The organism is Dactylosporangium sp. NPDC049525 (assembly GCF_040676755.1).
Taxonomy (GTDB): domain Bacteria; phylum Actinomycetota; class Actinomycetes; order Mycobacteriales; family Micromonosporaceae; genus Dactylosporangium.
On record NZ_JBFAPO010000008.1, the window covers coordinates 100,388 to 116,223 of the forward strand.

A 15,836-nucleotide genomic window follows, 5' to 3' on the forward strand; every position below is an offset into this window, starting at 1 on the left:
TGATGACGTTGCTGGCGCCAGCGCGACCGACGGTCCTGCCGTCGGCGCCGCCGCGAAGGAAACGCAACAAGCAGTGGGTCGGCGCCCTCTACGCCGCGCCGACCGCGTTCGTGGTGGGCATGTTCTTCGTCGTGCCGCTCGGGCTGGTCGTGTGGATGTCCCTGCACCACTGGCCGCTGCTCGGCGCGCCCACCCTGAACGCGCCGGAGAACTACGCCGGGCTCGGCGACGACGAGCTGCTGCGCACCGCCGTGTGGTTCACGCTGAAGTACACGGTGGTCGTCACGGTCCTGCTGTTCGCGCTGTCGTTCGGGCTGGCGCTCATGGTGCAGCACCGCCGGCGCGGGGTCGGGCTGCTGCGCACCGCGTTCTTCCTGCCCGCCGCGGTCGGCTTCGCCAGCGCGTCGCTGCTGTTCCTCGGCCTGCTCAGCGACGAGATCGGCCCGGTCAACAACCTGCTGGTCGGAGACGCCTACGTGTCCTGGACCAGCGGCAGCCCGAACACCGCGCTCGGGTCCGCGGTCGTGCTGGTGCTGTGGCGCTTCGCCGGGTTCAACATGCTCATCCTGCTCACCGGCCTGCAGGCGATCCCGCTCGACGTGTACGAGGCGGCCCGCCTGGACGGGGCGACCCGCTGGCAGATCTTCCGCCGGATCACGGTGCCGCTGATGCGCCCGACCATCGCGCTGGTGCTGACGCTCATGGTGACCGGCTCGCTGCTCGCCTTCGACCAGTTCTGGATCCTCACCCGTGGCGGCCCCGACAACAGCACCACGTCGCTGGTGATGGTCATCTACCGGGAAGCCTTCATCGAGCTGGACCTCGGCTCCGCGGCGGCCATCTCGGTGGTCCTGCTCGGGGTGCTCGTCGTGTTCAACGCCATCCAGCTCGGCGTCCTGCGCCGCCGATCGCAGTAGTGGAGCCGTCGTGAAACTTCGCAACGCGGGCTTCGGCGTCACCGGCGCCGCCCTCGCCGTGCTGTTCCTGTTCCCGCTGCTGTGGAGCGCGTGGGCGTCGGTGCGCACCCCGACCGGCTTCGGCACCGAGAACTACCGCCGGCTGTTCACGTCCGACAACGGCATCCGCGTCGAGCACGTCGTCAACAGCCTCACCGTGTGCGCGCTCACCGTCGGCGGCACGCTGCTGGTCGCGACCCTCGGCGGCTACGCCTTCGGCCGGTTCACCTTCCCCGGCAAGAACGCCCTGTTCCTGCTCACCCTGGCGATCCTGATGGTGCCCTACGCGACCATCCTCATCGCCCTGTACGTGCTGCTGGGCTGGATCGGGCTGCAGGACTCGCTGCTCGGGCTCAGCCTGGTCCTCATCATGTTCCAGCTGCCGTTCTCGATCTTCATGATGCGCAACGCGTTCGAGGCGATCCCGAAGGAGCTGGAGGAGTCCGCGCTCATCGACGGCTGCAACAGCTTCGGCGCGCTGACCCGCGTCATGCTGCACGCGGTGCGGCCCGGGCTGATCACCGTGGGGCTGTTCGCGTTCCTCACCTCGTGGAGCGAGTTCTTCGCCCCGCTCATCCTGCTCAACTCCACGTCCAAGTTCACCGTCATGCTCGCCGTGGTCAACATGCGCACCGCCTCGTTCGGCGCCATCGACTACGCCGCCCTGGAGGCCGGCGTCACCTTCATGGCGGTGCCCTGCCTGCTGCTCTTCCTCGTCCTGCAACGCAGCTACGTCCGGGGCTTCATGTCGGGCGCACTGCGCGGATAGCGCGACTTCGGAAATACGGCGGACCGTCCACGAGGGACGGTCCGCGGACACCCCATACCCTCGGGAGGGACCCATGTCCTCACCACCGGTGACCCGCCGCACTGTCCTGCGGACCACCGCCATCGCCGGCGCCGCTACCGCCGTCGCCCCGCTCCTCGCTCCGACCGCCGCTTTGGGAAGACCGGACACCGGCGTCTCTGCCTACGCGTTCCCGCTCACCGCGGTGCAGCTGCTCAGCAGCCCGTTCAGCGCCGCCGCCGGCCGCATCCACTCCTACCTGCTGTTCCTGGACAACGACCGGCTGCTGCACACGTTCCGCCTCAACGTGGGCCTGTCGTCCTCCGCCACCCCGTGCGGCGGATGGGAGTCGCCGACCACCGAGCTGCGCGGTCACTCCACCGGCCACATCCTGTCCGCCCTCGCCCAGGCCTACGCCAGCACCGGCAACACCGCCTTCAAGACCAAGGGCGACCAGCTCGTCACCGTCCTCGCCCAGTGCCAGTCCCGGGCCGCCACCGCGGGCTACAACACCGGCTACCTCAGCGCCTTCCCGGAGAGCTTCATCGACCGGGTCGAGGCCCGGCAGGCCGTCTGGGCGCCCTACTACACGCTGCACAAGCTCTTCGCCGGCCTGCTCGACATGCACCTGCTGGCCGGCAACGCCCAGGCGCTGACCGTGCTCACCGGCATGGCCGCCTGGGTCAAGTTCCGCAACGACCGGCTGACTCAGGCCCAACGGCAGAACATGCTGGACACCGAGTTCGGCGGGATGAACGAGGTCCTCACCAACCTCTACCAGCTGACCGGCAACGCCGCGCACCTGGCCGCCGCGCAGCAGTTCGACCACGCCGAGATCTTCGACCCCCTGGCCGCGAACACCGACAACCTGAACAACTACCACGCCAACACCCAGATCCCGAAGATCGTCGGCGCGATCCGCGAATACCATGCGACCGGCACCACGCGATACCGCGACATCGCCGTCAACTTCTGGGACATCGTGACGCGGCGGCACACGTACGCGATCGGCGGCAACTCCAACGGCGAATACTTCAAGGCACCGGACCGCATCGCCAGCGAACTGTCCGACACGACCGCGGAGTGCTGCAACTCGCACAACATGCTGAAGCTGACCCGGCAGCTGTTCTTCACCAACCCGTCCAGGGTGGACTACCTCGACTACTACGAGAAGGCGCTCTACAACCACATCCTGGCCTCGCAGGACCCGAACTCCGCGCACGGGTTCCAGTGCTACTACGTGCCGCTGCGCGCGGGCGGGATCAAGACCTACAGCAACGACTACAACAGTTTCGTCTGCTGCCACGGCACCGGCATGGAGAGCAACACCAAGTTCGGCGACAGCATCTACTTCCACGACGGCGCCAGCACCCTGTACGTCAACCTGTTCATCCCGTCGGTGCTGACCTGGTCCGCGCGCGGCGTCACGATCCGGCAGGAGACCGGGTTCCCGGAGGTCGCCTCGACCAAGCTCACGGTGACCGGCTCCGGGGCGTTCACCATGAAGGTGCGGATTCCTTCGTGGGCTTCCGCAGCAACGGTCCGCGTCAACGGCACCGCTCAGGCGGCCCCGGCGCCCGGCACGTTCGCCACGATCAGCCGCACCTGGGCGTCCGGCGACGTGGTCGACGTGACCCTGCCGATGGCGCTGACCCGTGAGGCCACGAACGACAACAGCAGCGTCCAGGCGGTGAAGGTCGGCCCGATCGTCCTCGGCGGCCTCTTCGGTACCAACAATCTCAGCGCCCTGCCGGTGCTGAACCCGTCCTCACTGACCGCGACGGCGACCCCGCTGCAGTACACGGCCGGCGGGGTCACCCTCCAGCCGTTCTACAAGGTCCACGGTCAGCGCTACAGCGTCTACTGGTCGGTGAACAGCACCCCGCCGCTGCCGCTGTTCGTCGCGCACTACCTGTTCGACGGCAACGGCAACGACGCCACCGGCAACGGCCGCACCGCCACGGTCGTCAACGGCACCTACGTCACGGGGCGCACCGGCAGCGCCGTCAACCTCAACGGCACCAACGGTTACGTGGCGCTGCCGTCGGGCATCCTGTCCGGCGCCACGAACTTCTCCGTCGCCCTGTGGGTGCGCGTCGACGTGCTCACGAACTGGGCCCGTGTGTTCGACTTCGGCAGCGGTACCGGCGTCAACATGTTCCTGGTCGCCCGTTCCGGATCCGGCACCGCCCGCTTCGCCATCACCGCCACCGGCGCGGGCGGCGAGCAGCGCATCGACGCGCCCGCCGCGCTGCCCGCCGGGGCGTGGACGCACGTGGCGGTCACCCGCAACGGGAACCTCGGCGTGCTCTACGTCAACGGCGCGGAGGCCGCCCGCAACACCGCGCTGACGCTCACCCCGGCGAACCTCGGCGCCACCACGCAGAACTGGGTCGGCCGCTCCCAGTACGCCGATCCCTACCTCGACGGTGCCGTCGACAGTCTCCGCCTCTACAGCCGCGCGCTGACCGCCGCGGAGGTCGCCGACCTCGCATCCACCGGCACGTGACCCCTTCGGCTTCGGGAAAGGACGGTCCTCATGCAACGCTTCCTGCACAGGTCCGCTGTGCTCGCCTTGCTCATCTCGGTCGGTGTGCCGGTCCTCGAGTCGCCGGCCGCCGCCGCGCCCGTGACCTTCGCCAGCACGATCGTCAACCGCGCCAGCAGCCAGTGCGCCAACGTCCCCAACGGCGCGCCCACCAACGTCCTGCAGCTGGTGCAGGCCACCTGTAACGGTGCGACCAGCCAGAACTTCACGTTCGTGCCGGTGGCGAACACCACCGACACCTACACCGTCAGCACGCTCACCGCGGGCTCCTGCATCGACGTGACCGGCCGGTCCACCGCGGACAATGCGGCGATCATCCAGTACACCTGCAACGGCCAGACCAACCAGCAGTTCCGGCTGCAGGCGGTCACGGTCTCCGGCGTCACCAACACGTTCAACCTCGTCGGCGTCCAGTCGAGCAGGTGCATCGCGGCGGGATCCGCCGGTCTGGTGCAGCTGACGTGCAGCACCGCCTCGGACCGGGTGTGGCGGCTGCCGTCCTTCAACGGCGGCACGCCTCCGACGACGCGCACGTTCACGAACCCGCTCGACCCGCAGGGCCCCGACCCGTGGCTGACCTACTACGACGGCTACTACTACCTGGCCTCGACCACCTGGAACCGCACCATCACGATGCGCAAGAGCCGCACCCTCGGCGGCCTCAAGACCGTGCCGGAGACGGTCATCTTCAACCTGACCCGGCCCAACGGCGCCGGCACCATGTGGGCGCCGGAGTTCCACCTGCTCAACGGCCCCAACGGGCAGCGGTGGTACTTCTACTACACGGCCGGCGTGGAGCCGTACAACCTCGGCACGCAACGCATCCACGTCCTGGAGAGCGCCGGCCTGGACCCGATGGGCCCCTACACGTTCAAGGCCGACCTGCTCGACCCGACCCAGGACAACACGTGGGAGCTCGACCCGAGCATCCTGCAGCTCAACGGGCAGCTCTACCTGCTCGGCACCTTCTACAACGGCTCCCAGCCGATGTTCATCCGGCCGCTGAGCAACCCCTGGACGGCCGGCGGCACCCGCCGCATCCTGTCCACGCCCACCTACAGCTGGGAGACGGTCGGCGGCGCCGTCAACGAGGGCGCCGAGGTCCTCACCCGGGGTGGCAAGACGTTCATCGTCTACTCGGCCAGCCACTGCTCGACCCCGGACTACAAGCTCGGCATGCTCACCTACAACGGCGGCGACCCGCTGCTGTCCTCGTCGTGGGTGAAGTCCCCTCAGCCGGTCTTCCAGCGCTCAAACGCCAACTCGGTCTACGCACCTGGCCACAACGGCTTCTTCAAGTCGCCCGACGGCACCGAGGACTGGATCGTGTACCACGCGAACAGCTCCACCAGCGGCGGCTGCGACATGAACCGCAGCACCCGCGCCCAGAAGTTCACCTGGAACGCCGACGGCACCCCGAACTTCGGCGTCCCCGCCGCCCTCGGCACCCAGCTCGCCGTACCGTCCGGCGAACCGGCCTCCTGATCCTCGGCTGAAGCGTGCAGCCGGAGGGTGCCCTGGTGCCCCTCCGGCTGCACATTTTCGCGCGGGTCAGGTGGGGCGGCGCAGTGACCGCAGGGTGCGCACAGCGCCGGTGGCGGCCAGCGCCCAGACGACCAGCAGCGGCTGGAACGCCAGGCGGACCGCCCGCTTGGCGTCGGTGTCCAGGCCGAAGCCGTCCTTGTGCTCGGCGAACTGGGCGATGTTGCCCGGGAAGACGGCGATGAAGAACGCCGCCGTGACCGCGCCGAGGATGCCGCGGGCCGGTTGCCGCCACACCATGAGCAGCGCCACGCCGAGCGTGAGCTCGACCACGCCGGAGGCCACGACGACGAGGTCGGGGTCGAGCGGCACCCAGGACGGCACCTGCGCCTGGAACTCCGCACGGGCGAGCGTCAGGTGGGCGGTGCCGGCGGCCAGCAGCAGCGCGCCGAGCAGCACCTGCCCCACGGCGGCGGCCACCTTCCGTCGAGCCGAGGTGGCCGTCATGCGGCGCCGCCGGCCGCGCTTCCCGGTCCCGCCGTGCAGCTGTGTGTCACGTGGTCATCCTGCCCGACCCGTTGCCACGGCCGGCGCCCGCCCTTCGCGCCGCCCCCGGGCCGGCACGACGTCTACGCGGGCGGCAGGCGGGTCTGGAGATGCTGGCAGACCTCGGCGCACAGGGCGGTGGTCGACCGGGTGCCGTCGAGGATCAGGCCGGCGCGGCGCCCGGCGGGCGCGATGTGCCGGACGTAGGCGGCGCGGCCGTGCTCCAGGTACCCGCGCAGCACCAGCCCCGCGTCCCGGCCCTCGCCGATCTTCCGCAGCGTCTTGCGGGCGATGCTGACGTCCGGCGGCGTGTCGACGAAGATGGTCCAGCGGGCAGCGGCGCGTACCGCGTCCAGCGTGAGGGCGAAGATGCCCTCCACGATGATCAGGTCGGCGCCCGCGACCGCGGCGACGGCGGCCCGGACGCGACCCAGGTCGATGGCGTCGGGGTCGCTGAAGTCGACGACGCGGCCCGGCCCGTCGTAGCGGGGGAGGCTCGGCGCGACGCCCGGGTCGGTGTGGTAGCAGTCGTCGAGCCGGACGACCGGCACGCGCAGCGCGACGGCGACGGCGTCGGCGAGGGTGCTCTTGCCGGACCCGGCGGCACCGCCGACGGCGAGGATCGGCGGTGACGGAGGCATCCGGCCATGGTCCCAGCCGGGCCGGGCGACCGGATGGCGGGCCGCCACCTGCGCGGATCCGGGCCCACTCACGCGGCGTGGGTCGCGTACGGTCTCCGCCACGACCCTGGGAGGACGAAACATGGCGGACGACGCCCGCAACACACTCGCCGTCTGGCGGACCTTGATGCTGGTGGGGATCATCGGCAACGCCATCGGGCTCATCGGCGACGTGCCGATCCTGACCCTGATCTTTGCGCCGGTGGCGCTTGTGGGGGCCATCGGCTTCCTGGTCGCCAAGCAGAGGGCGAAGGCAAGGTCGTAGCGGGAACCGGGCAACCTGTTGCACGCCTGTCTCCGTGTCTTACCCGATGAAGATGCGAAGGCTGCGGCTCGGCGGGCGGCGTGAACACGACGAGGAGTTCGTCGCGTACTACGCCGCCCGGGCGGGTCACCTGCGAAACACCGCGTACCTGCTGTGCGGCGACTGGCACCTCGCCGAGGACCTGACGCAGACGGCGTTCACGAAGCTGTACCGGGCGTGGACCCGGATCGACCGGCACGACGTGCTCGACCAGTACGCCCGCCGGGTGCTGCTGCGTGCGTTCCTCGACGAGGGCCGCCGGCCGTGGCGGCGGGAGCGGCCCACGCTGCCCGGCGACGAGGCGCTCGACACGGTGGCGCCCGAGCAGCGCGGTGTCGAGGACCGGCAGGTGCTCAAGACGGCGCTGCTGCGCATCCCGAAGGGGCGCCGGGCGGTGCTCGTCCTGCGTTTCTGGGCGGACCTGTCGGTCGAGCAGGTCGCCGAGGTCCTCGGCTGCTCGACCGGCACCGTCAAGAGCCAGACCGCCCGCGGCCTCGACAACCTGCGTGACGTGCTCGGCGACGCCCTCGACGACCTCAAACCCACCATCCCAGGAGGACAACCGTGAACGACGTCAGACACCTGTGCGAGGTCACCCTCGACGTGGACGCGCCCCCGCTGCGGGAGGCGGAGCAGGTCCTCGCGATCGCCTCCCGGGCCGCCGCGCGCCGCGACCGGGTCGTGGCCGCCTCCGTCGGGCTCGCCGGCGTGACCGTGGTCGCGGCGCTGGTGACCCCGGCGCTGCTGCCGGCACGGCCACCGGCGGCGGCCCCGGCGGTGGCCGCACCGGCCCTCACGACGTCCGCGGGCGTGCCCGCTGCGCCGCCGGTACCGGGGGCGAGCGTCCCCGCGACCCACGACCGTGTGGTCTACGACCTGCTGGTCGCGGCGCTGCCGGCTGGCTACGAATGGCGCAGCCGGTATGCGTTCGCCGGCTCGTCGCAGTCGCCGTTCCGGCTCGAGATGCCCGCGCTGGCGGGCCCGGTGCGCATCCACATGACCGCCTTCGTCGTCGTCACTGACGGGCACGGCGAGGGTCAGCTGTGGGCCGCGTTCGTCGGCGACGGCAATCCGGTGCCGGCCGGCGACGGGTGTGCCCAGCCCGGCGTGGGCCGCGACTGCCGTGTCATGGACGTCGGCGGGGTGCCGGTCTCCGTGTGGCGTGAGGACGACGGCGAGGGCGGTGACGTGCTCGTCGCTCGCCGTTACCTGCAGGGCGGGTACCTCATGGTCGTCGCCCGCCGCAATGTCCCCGACTACCGCATCGACACCACCCTGCCGCCCGACGCCGTCGGCGGGCCGCAGTCGCACGATGCGGGTCGACGGCCCGCGCTCGCCGCCGCGTTCATCGACGTGGAGCGGCTCGCCGCGCTGGCCGGGAACCCGGCGATGCTCCCGTGACCGCCTGAGCGTCAGGACCGCTGAGGGCGCCCCACCGGGTGCCCTCACGGCGGTGCGCCGCCGGCCGTCGATCTCCGTCGTGTGTTGCTCGCGCTGCTGCGCGGCCTCACCTACCTGCAGGCGAGCACCGGGCCGGACGCCGGCAACGTGGTGCTCTGGATGCAGCCCGACGGCACCCTCAACCCGAGCCCGACCCCGGTGGAGACACCCGACCCGTCGGACTCCGGCGCCTCCTACTGGCTCGCCCGCACCATCTGGGCGCTCGGCGAGGGCTACGCGGCCTTCCGCGACGCGGACCCCGCGTTCGCCGGGTTCCTCCAGCGGCGCCTCGACCTGGCCGTCGCCGCGCTGCACCGCCAGGTGCTCGTCCGCTACGGGCAGTACCAGGTGGTGGACGGCCTGCGCGTCCCGGCGTGGCTGGTCGTCGACGGCGCCGACGCGAGCGCCGAGGCCGTGCTCGGGCAGAGCGCCTACGTGCGCGCCGGCGGCCCACCCGCCGCCGTGACGGCCCTGCGGCAACTGGCCGCCGGGATCGCCGAGATGGGCCACGGCGACGCCCGCACCTGGCCCTACGGCGCGATCCTGCCGTGGGCGCTGTCCCGCTCGCTGTGGCACGCGTGGGGCGCCCAGATGTCCTCGGCCCTCGCCGAGGCGTCCACGACGCTGCGCGACCCGCGGCTGCTGGCCCCGGCCGTCGCCGACGCCGGCACCTTCACGCCGCGGCTGCTCACCGCGACCGGCCCGGTCAACGGCTGGCTGCCCGCACCGATCGACGACTCCCAGATCGCCTACGGCGCCGACGCCCGCGTCCAGGGGCTGCTCGCCGTCGCCGGCGCGGCCCGCGCCCCGGGTTTCCGGCTGCTCGCCGGCGTCGCCGCGGGCTGGTACTTCGGGCAGAACCCGGCCGGTGCCGTGATGTACGACCCGCGCACCGGCGTCACCTTCGACGGCGTCTCCGCCGACGGGACCGTGAACCGCAACGCCGGCGCCGAGTCCACCATCCACGGCCTGCTGAGCATGCAGGCCCTCGACGCCAACCCGGACGTGGCGGCGGTCGCCCGAGCCGGCGGCCCCGTGCTGCGTCGCGACGGCCAGCGCGTCGTCGAGGCCGAGAGCGGCACCCTGTCCGGCCCCGCGACCGTCGTCGCCGCCGATCCCGCCTGGACCGGCGAGTCGCAGTGGAGCGGCGCCGCGTACGTCCAGCTCGCCGCCGGCGCCCGGCTTTCGTGGACGCTGCCCGCCGCCGACCAGCCCCGTCTCGTGGCCGCGGTGCTCGACCGGGTGCCGGGCGCCGGCGGGATCACGGTGTTCGAGGCGGGCACCGTCCGGTACGGCGGTGGGGGAGCGCAGGGTGTCTCCGCAGCGCCGGGCATGCTGCTGCCGGTCCCGGTGGCGAACGCGGTCCCGGCCCGGGCGGGCCCGCTGACCGCGGTGACGACCAGCGGCAGCGGCCGGCTCGACGCGCTGCTGGTGACGCCACTGGTCTCGACCCTCGCCACGGGCGGCCTGGCCCACGGCGTGACGCTGCTCGCCAGCGCCGCCGACACCGCACGGCGGCTGACGGTCGGCGTACCGGGCGCCGGCAGGGTGGTGGCGAGCAGCTTCGACCGCCAAGGCCGGCCTGTCCACGTCGTCACCGGGCGGGGCGCGGTCACGGTCACCGTCCCGCCGGGCGGCTTCGCGGTCGCGGTGACCTGACCGGCCCGCGCCGGCCGCCCGGTTCCGTCGTCACCGCAGGACTGGCCGCCGGTCAGGCCGCGCGGATGACGTCGATGACCTCGTCGTGCGGGCGGCGCGGCCTCGGCGGGACCGCCGGTGCGCTCTCGTTGACACCGAGCCGGATCGTCAGCTGCCAGCACCCCGCCGGTGTGTCGCAGGTGTTCGGGGTGTCGCTCACCACCGACGACGCCAGCCCGACCGTGGTCGCGGTCAGCAGGACCGCGCTGGCCGCCTCCCCGGTCGTCAGCCAGTCCGCCCGGGTGTTGCCGGCGGTCGTGAACGCCAGATAGGTGGTGTACCTGTCCTCACCCGGGCCGGGGTCGCGGAACGGGCCGGTCCGCGAGATCTTCGGCACGGCCGGGGTCGGCGGTACGCCGTCCCGGCTCTCCGGGATCTGATGCGTCGGCCAGGTGAAGGCCATGACGGCCGCGGCCGAGGTCGGCACCGGCGGCTCCAGCTCGTACATGCCGACCGCGAACGGCTGCGCGGCCCGGCGGAGCAGCGCCATCACGTCCTCCGGCAGCGACGCGACGCCCAGGAACGGGCGCCGGTCGGTGCACCTGGTCCGCAGCGCGTGGTGCAGCCGCATGTCGTCCGCGGTCACCACGTGCGGGCCGGTGAGCGTCAATCTGGCCAGCAGGTCCGGCTCGGCCGGATCGTCGAGCCGGTCGACCGTGAACGCGACCCCGAGGACGGCGAGCACGACGCAGGCGTGGTGGAGCACCGCCCCGCAGCTGATGACCATCAACCGGCCCTGCGGGTCGGTGCCGGTCAGCTGGCGGGAACGGTCCATCCGCAGTTCGAGGGTGTCGGCGCGGATCCGCCACAGCCACGGCTGGGAGTCCTCGATCGACGGGGCGAGGCAGGCGACGCGGGCCGCCTCGTACAACACGTCGCGCGCCGTCAACGGCGCCTGCTGGGCCTGGCTCATGGTCGTCCCTCCGCCGGGGCGGGCACTGCTGACGCAGCGCAGGCGACGGCCGGTCATGACCGCGGGGTCCGGACGGATCGGGAGCGCGGACACGCCCGAGGTCAACTGTACGCCGCCGACGGCACCGTGCGGCCGGCGAGCCGACGCTGACCGCCGCACACCGGCGCCGCGCGGAGCGCACGACGCGGGTACCGTCGGCGGCGTGACGGAGCTGGTCGGCGACGAGCTGGTGGAGCCGTGCGACTGCGGTGGCACCCGCCGCAGCCAGGTCTCCGAGCTGGTGGACGGCGACGACATCGCGTGGGGGATCGCCGGCTGACGGGTGAGGGCGTCACCGGTACGCCCGCCGAGATGCGCCTGCTCGCCGGCCGGCTCGGCGCGGTGGGCGCGACGCTGGCCGTCGAACCGGTGCCGCCCGAGTCCTGAGCGGCTTGCGGCATCGCCCGCGTTCAGGACAGCAGGTCGGTGGCCGCCTCGGTGGCGGCGGTGGCTTCGGCGGACAGGCCGGCGGCTTCGAGCTCGACGGCGAAGGCTCGCAGTCCGCTGGCGACGGCGGCCAGGTCGGCGTCCGGGGTGGCGGCGACCATGCGGCTGGCCTCGATCATGTCGGCTGCGGTGGTGCGGGCCTGGTCGAGCTGGTGGTCGGCGATGTGCCGGCGGGTGAGCAGGTGCAGGGACTGCACGAGGGCACGGCGGTGGGCGAGGAGGGCCGGGGCGGGCGGTTCGAAGGTGCGCAGGACGTCGACGGCGGCCTGGGTGGCGGCCGTTGCTTCGGCGGTGAGGCCCGCGGTCTCCAGCTCGGCGCCGAAGATCAGCAGGCTGCTGGCGACCGCGGCGACGTCGGCGTCCGGGGTGGCGGCGACCAGGCGGCCGGCTTGGATCATCTCCGCCGCGGTGGTGCGGGCCTGGCCGAGCTGGTGGTCGGCGATGTGCCGCCGGGTCAGCAGGTGCAGGGACTGCACGAGGACCCGGCGGTGGGCGAGCAGGGCCGGGGCGGGTGGTTCGAAGGTGCGCAGCACGTCGACGGCGGCCTGGGTGGCGGCGGTGGCCTCGGCGGTGAGGCCGGCGGCCTCGACCTCGCCGCCGAAGACCAGCAGGCTGCTGGCGACGGTGGCCACGTCGGCGTCGGGGGTGCCGGCGACCAGGTGCCCGGTCTGGATCATCTCCGCGGCGATCGCGCGGGCCCGGTCGAGGTGCTGGCCGGCGATGTACTGCCGGGTCAACATGTGCAGCGACTGCGCGAGCAGCTGCCGGTGGGCGAGCAGCGCCTCGGCGGGCGGGTCGAACCCGCGCAGGGTCGCGACGGCCTCGTCCGGGCGGCCCGGCGTCATCGTCAGCAGCCGCCGCGCGAAGTCGGCGACCGCCCGGGCCCGGTCCAGGAACGGCTGCGGCCACGAGTCGGCGTTGTCGATGCGGACCGGGTTCAGCGCTTGGCGGTAGTCGAGGGCGAGCGCCGCCGACGCCGGGTCCTGACCGGGTGCCCGGATCTCCAGGCGTCCTTCGTGCCCTGACGACTGCAGGTACGGTCCGTCGACGAGCGGCAGCGACGTGAACCCGTCGACGAGGACCGGCTGGCCGTCGACCTTGAAGATCCTGGGCACGTACCGGAACTGGTCGGGGCGCATCCAGAACTCGAAGGCCTGGGCCGGCTCGTCGGGGGTGAGGAAGGTGTACTTCGCGTCCCAGTCGAGCTTGGCCGGGAACGTGTTGCGGCGCCTGATCCGGTCGGCGAACACGTCGAACGGCATGGCGGTGGCCTCCATCGCGTACAGCCAGCCGAAGTTGCGCGGCACCGTGCCGTAGTTCACCTTGAGACGTTCCGGGTCGGCCACCGGCGTGCGGTACACGGCGACGTAGAAGCCGAGCCGCCGGTCGCCGAGCGCCGGCGCGTCGAGGTCGAGCAGCAGCCACGGGCCGTCCGGGGCGGCGCCGGTCAGCAGCCGCCACCGGTCCGGCACCTCAAGGTTCGCGCCGCAGGCGAAGCCGAGGTGCACGCCGGTGTTGACCGCGTCGCGCTGCAACTGCGCGTCGCCGTCGGCGTCCACGTCACCCGGGTACGGATCGAACCGGATGAGCTCGGCAAAGGTGGCATCGGCGCGGACCGGGATGAGCGTGGTCGACTGGGCGACCGCGACCTGCTTGTAACCCTGGAACTCGTCCCGGCCGTAGCCGCTGTTGAGAAACATCCCGCCGGCGCTGAGCAGGAACGACGGCGAGCTGTAGTACAGCTCGACGCCGCCGTCGGCCACCTCGTCCGCCTCGGTCATCATCGGCCGCCGGCCGTGGTGGAAACGGTGCTGCGCGGGCTCGTGCCCGGTCAGGGCGATGATGTACGGCGCCGGCGGCGGACGGTACCTGGCGAGGCCCGCGATGACCCCGCAGAACGTCCACCCGCTCAGGAACCACGGCCACGGCTTCCCCTGCTCGGTGGTGGGTCCGGCGTAGGTGAGGAACAGGTTGGTCACTTGGTCCACGTTGGGGCCGATCAGCTCGTTGCCGGCGTTGTCGGGCTTGTTGGTGTTCTCCCGCATCCGGCGGAACGGCGGGACCCGCCGGCCGCGGCTGCTGGAGACCGCGAACTTGGTCATGATGTAGTCCAGGACGATCTGCGCGGCCGTGCGCAGCCTGCGGTCGCCGAACTCGTGCAGGTTCAGCAGCACGTGCAGCGACAGGCGCTGATACGCGCGGGCGTTGAACTCCATGAAGTCGTGGCGGGCGAAGTTGGCCATGAAGTTCAGCAGCCAGTCGCGCACACCGTTGGTGGTGTTGTCGAACCGGGTGTCCCCGGTGCGTTCGAACAGCAGCTTGTTGATCAGGTACTTGCTGCTGTTCATCATCAGCAGGTGGTTCTCGGTCTCCGGGGCCTTCTCGGTCAGCAGCCAGTACCACTCGAACCCGGGGTCGATCGGGCCCGGCAGCCTCGCCGGGATCAGGTCACGGACGATGAAGTCGACCTGCTCGGCGGTCAGCAGGCTGCGATAGCGGTACAGCACCACCATCAGACCCTTGAGCGCCATGTCGTAGTCGCCCGGGCGGGAGCCGACCGGGAACCCCTCGTCGAAGTGCGTGCCCATGGCGCCGAGGCCCTGCGAGGAGGAGCGCAGCAGCGTGTGGGTCACCACGCTGTGCGGCAGCTCGCCGGGGAGGTGGAAGTCCGGGTCGATCGACAGCACGTGCAGGTGGGCGATGAGCTGGATGCTGGTGTTCTCGTCCGCGATGCTCGTGGGTCCGTTCATCCGGCGGGTCCGCACGAAGTGCCTGGCGATGGCGTTCGCCCGCACGGCGTGGCTGGCGAACGCCATCGCCGGTGAGCTGTCCGGTGGGGGCGGATCGAGGGCGGCGTCCGGGGTGGGCTGGACGTACCGGACGGTCACCGGTGCGGTGGTCGGCAACCCGGCCTCGGACTGGGGGAACCCGTCGAACCTGGGATGCACGACGAACGCGTACGTGGCGTCGCCCCACGGCGGGCTGAAGCGCAACCGGCCGCTGCCCCGCCCCTGCCGCACCCACTCCAGGCCGAGCTCGGCGACGGCCGCGTGGTCGAACGGGGCACCGTTGCGGGAGATGTCGACCCGGAAACGGTCGTACGGCAGCTCGAAGCCACCCCACTGCACGTCGATGGCGTCGCCGACCTGATGCGCGGACATGGCGAAGTCCGGGCCCAGCGCGAAGTGGTTGACGATCTGGCCGCGTTCGAACGGCTGGGCCCATGCCGTCGACCCGGGCACGGCGAACTGCGCGGCGGCCGCCGTCGGCTGGCCCAGCGGCCCCGCGGCGGCGCCCAGCTCGTGCCAGCGCTCGAGGAAGGCGTCCTCGACCGGGAACGGCGGCTCGGCGAGGTCCGGCACCCGCCCCAGTTTCAGGTGCACCGGCACCGTCCAGCCCCGCTCGGTGTGATCGTCGTCGAAGCCGGCGACGTGGAAGTCGTAGCCGCCGAACCCCTGCAACCGCAGCCACAGCTGCAGGTCCGAGCCGGGACCGATGGGACGGAACGTGAAGTCGCGGTGCAGGCCCAGGGACTGGCCGTCGAGGAACGCGTTGCACCGGTAGTACTCGTGGCCGCCGCGCGGGATCGACCACTGCAGGCACACCTCGTTGCGCAGCCGGAACGCGCTGACCAGCATGTCCTGTTCGGGTGCCCACACCATTTCGCCGCGTTCGAACCGCTGCCGCCGGCTGGCCGTCGCCGGGACGGGCTCCTCGCCGCTGAGCGCGGCGCCGAACGGCCCGTCCGCGCCGCCCCACTCCCGCCAGCGGACCCCGATCAGGCCGCCCACGACGAAGGCATCAGGCATTGTCGACCCCCACGGCTCGGCCGGTTCCGGCAACCGGGTCGTTGCCCGTACACCTGCCTCATCCAACCGCGTGGTCACCGTGCGTGTCGCCGCCGGATCGGTCAGCATCGGCTGCACGGACAGCGCGATGCGCACCGTCCCGGCGGCCGACCGCGCCGGGTGCGAACGGTCACGGTGCGTCGTCGAG

At 72.0% G+C, this 15,836-nt stretch carries 13 protein-coding genes; 9 read left to right on the forward strand and 4 right to left on the reverse strand.

The window, feature by feature from the left end; translation table 11 throughout:
* Nucleotides 1-2: 2 nt before the first annotated feature.
* The 4 genes from AB0K00_RS15005 to AB0K00_RS15020 all read left to right on the forward strand — a co-directional run bounded on the left by AB0K00_RS15005 (nt 3) and on the right by AB0K00_RS15020 (nt 5,776).
* On the forward strand, nt 3-917 hold the full coding sequence (locus AB0K00_RS15005; protein ID WP_363520610.1) for a sugar ABC transporter permease: 915 nt from the start codon (nt 3-5) through the stop codon (nt 915-917).
* A gap of 10 nt (nt 918-927) precedes the next feature.
* A complete protein-coding gene (locus tag AB0K00_RS15010; protein ID WP_363520613.1) occupies nt 928-1,725 on the forward strand; it encodes a carbohydrate ABC transporter permease in 798 nt (265 codons plus the stop codon).
* A 73-nt stretch (nt 1,726-1,798) separates the two neighbouring features.
* On the forward strand, nt 1,799-4,252 hold the full coding sequence (locus AB0K00_RS15015; RefSeq protein WP_363520616.1) for a beta-L-arabinofuranosidase domain-containing protein: 2,454 nt from the start codon (nt 1,799-1,801) through the stop codon (nt 4,250-4,252).
* A gap of 30 nt (nt 4,253-4,282) precedes the next feature.
* Nucleotides 4,283-5,776 carry a family 43 glycosylhydrolase gene (locus tag AB0K00_RS15020; RefSeq protein WP_363520619.1) on the forward strand — a complete coding sequence of 498 codons (1,494 nt, stop codon included), beginning with the start codon at nt 4,283-4,285 and terminating at the stop codon, nt 5,774-5,776.
* Nucleotides 5,777-5,842: 66 nt separating this feature from the next.
* On the opposite strand, the gene AB0K00_RS15025 is transcribed toward AB0K00_RS15020, so the two are convergent.
* Both AB0K00_RS15025 and AB0K00_RS15030 read right to left on the reverse strand, forming a co-directional pair.
* Nucleotides 5,843-6,241, reverse strand: a complete 399-nt coding sequence (locus AB0K00_RS15025; RefSeq protein WP_363520620.1) for a hypothetical protein — start codon at nt 6,239-6,241, stop codon at nt 5,843-5,845.
* Nucleotides 6,242-6,402: 161 nt separating this feature from the next.
* Nucleotides 6,403-6,960 carry a hypothetical protein gene (locus tag AB0K00_RS15030; protein WP_363520622.1) on the reverse strand — a complete coding sequence of 186 codons (558 nt, stop codon included), beginning with the start codon at nt 6,958-6,960 and terminating at the stop codon, nt 6,403-6,405.
* A gap of 121 nt (nt 6,961-7,081) precedes the next feature.
* Here AB0K00_RS15030 and AB0K00_RS15035 point away from each other — a divergent pair, with 121 nt between their 5' ends.
* The 4 genes from AB0K00_RS15035 to AB0K00_RS15050 all read left to right on the forward strand — a co-directional run bounded on the left by AB0K00_RS15035 (nt 7,082) and on the right by AB0K00_RS15050 (nt 10,402).
* Nucleotides 7,082-7,264, forward strand: a complete 183-nt coding sequence (locus AB0K00_RS15035; protein ID WP_363520624.1) for a hypothetical protein — start codon at nt 7,082-7,084, stop codon at nt 7,262-7,264.
* Between the two features lie 52 nt (nt 7,265-7,316).
* Nucleotides 7,317-7,871, forward strand: coding sequence for a SigE family RNA polymerase sigma factor (locus AB0K00_RS15040; RefSeq protein WP_363520625.1), 555 nt, complete (start codon nt 7,317-7,319; stop codon nt 7,869-7,871).
* Nucleotides 7,868-8,704 carry a hypothetical protein gene (locus tag AB0K00_RS15045; protein WP_363520627.1) on the forward strand — a complete coding sequence of 279 codons (837 nt, stop codon included), beginning with the start codon at nt 7,868-7,870 and terminating at the stop codon, nt 8,702-8,704. Before AB0K00_RS15040 ends, AB0K00_RS15045 begins: the two co-directional genes overlap by 4 nt.
* Before the next feature lie 81 nt (nt 8,705-8,785).
* The gene (locus tag AB0K00_RS15050; RefSeq protein ID WP_363520630.1) at nt 8,786-10,402 is read left to right on the forward strand and encodes a hypothetical protein; all 1,617 of its coding nucleotides are present in this window, start codon (nt 8,786-8,788) and stop codon (nt 10,400-10,402) included.
* A 52-nt stretch (nt 10,403-10,454) separates the two neighbouring features.
* On the opposite strand, the gene AB0K00_RS15055 is transcribed toward AB0K00_RS15050, so the two are convergent.
* Nucleotides 10,455-11,354, reverse strand: a complete 900-nt coding sequence (locus AB0K00_RS15055; protein ID WP_363520632.1) for a nitroreductase — start codon at nt 11,352-11,354, stop codon at nt 10,455-10,457.
* Nucleotides 11,355-11,654: 300 nt separating this feature from the next.
* Between AB0K00_RS15055 and AB0K00_RS15060 the strand changes: the two genes are divergently transcribed.
* Nucleotides 11,655-11,780, forward strand: a complete 126-nt coding sequence (locus AB0K00_RS15060) for a hypothetical protein (protein WP_363520633.1) — start codon at nt 11,655-11,657, stop codon at nt 11,778-11,780.
* Between the two features lie 23 nt (nt 11,781-11,803).
* Here AB0K00_RS15060 and AB0K00_RS15065 read toward each other — a convergent pair whose 3' ends face one another.
* Nucleotides 11,804-15,649, reverse strand: a complete 3,846-nt coding sequence (locus AB0K00_RS15065) for a hypothetical protein (RefSeq protein ID WP_363520636.1) — start codon at nt 15,647-15,649, stop codon at nt 11,804-11,806.
* Nucleotides 15,650-15,836: the final 187 nt, after the last annotated feature.

Bases quoted from the DNA above. Each gene is read 5' to 3' on its own strand.
- AB0K00_RS15005 (WP_363520610.1), top strand. From the start codon at position 3: ATGACGTTGCTGGCGCCAGCGCGACCGACGGTCCTGCCGTCGGCGCCG.
- AB0K00_RS15015 (WP_363520616.1), top strand. From the start codon at position 1,799: ATGTCCTCACCACCGGTGACCCGCCGCACTGTCCTGCGGACCACCGCC.
- AB0K00_RS15020 (WP_363520619.1), top strand. From the start codon at position 4,283: ATGCAACGCTTCCTGCACAGGTCCGCTGTGCTCGCCTTGCTCATCTCG.
- AB0K00_RS15030 (WP_363520622.1), bottom strand. From the start codon at position 6,960: ATGCCTCCGTCACCGCCGATCCTCGCCGTCGGCGGTGCCGCCGGGTCC.
- AB0K00_RS15035 (WP_363520624.1), top strand. From the start codon at position 7,082: ATGGCGGACGACGCCCGCAACACACTCGCCGTCTGGCGGACCTTGATG.
- AB0K00_RS15040 (WP_363520625.1), top strand. From the start codon at position 7,317: ATGCGAAGGCTGCGGCTCGGCGGGCGGCGTGAACACGACGAGGAGTTC.
- AB0K00_RS15055 (WP_363520632.1), bottom strand. From the start codon at position 11,354: ATGAGCCAGGCCCAGCAGGCGCCGTTGACGGCGCGCGACGTGTTGTAC.
- AB0K00_RS15065 (WP_363520636.1), bottom strand. From the start codon at position 15,649: ATGCCTGATGCCTTCGTCGTGGGCGGCCTGATCGGGGTCCGCTGGCGG.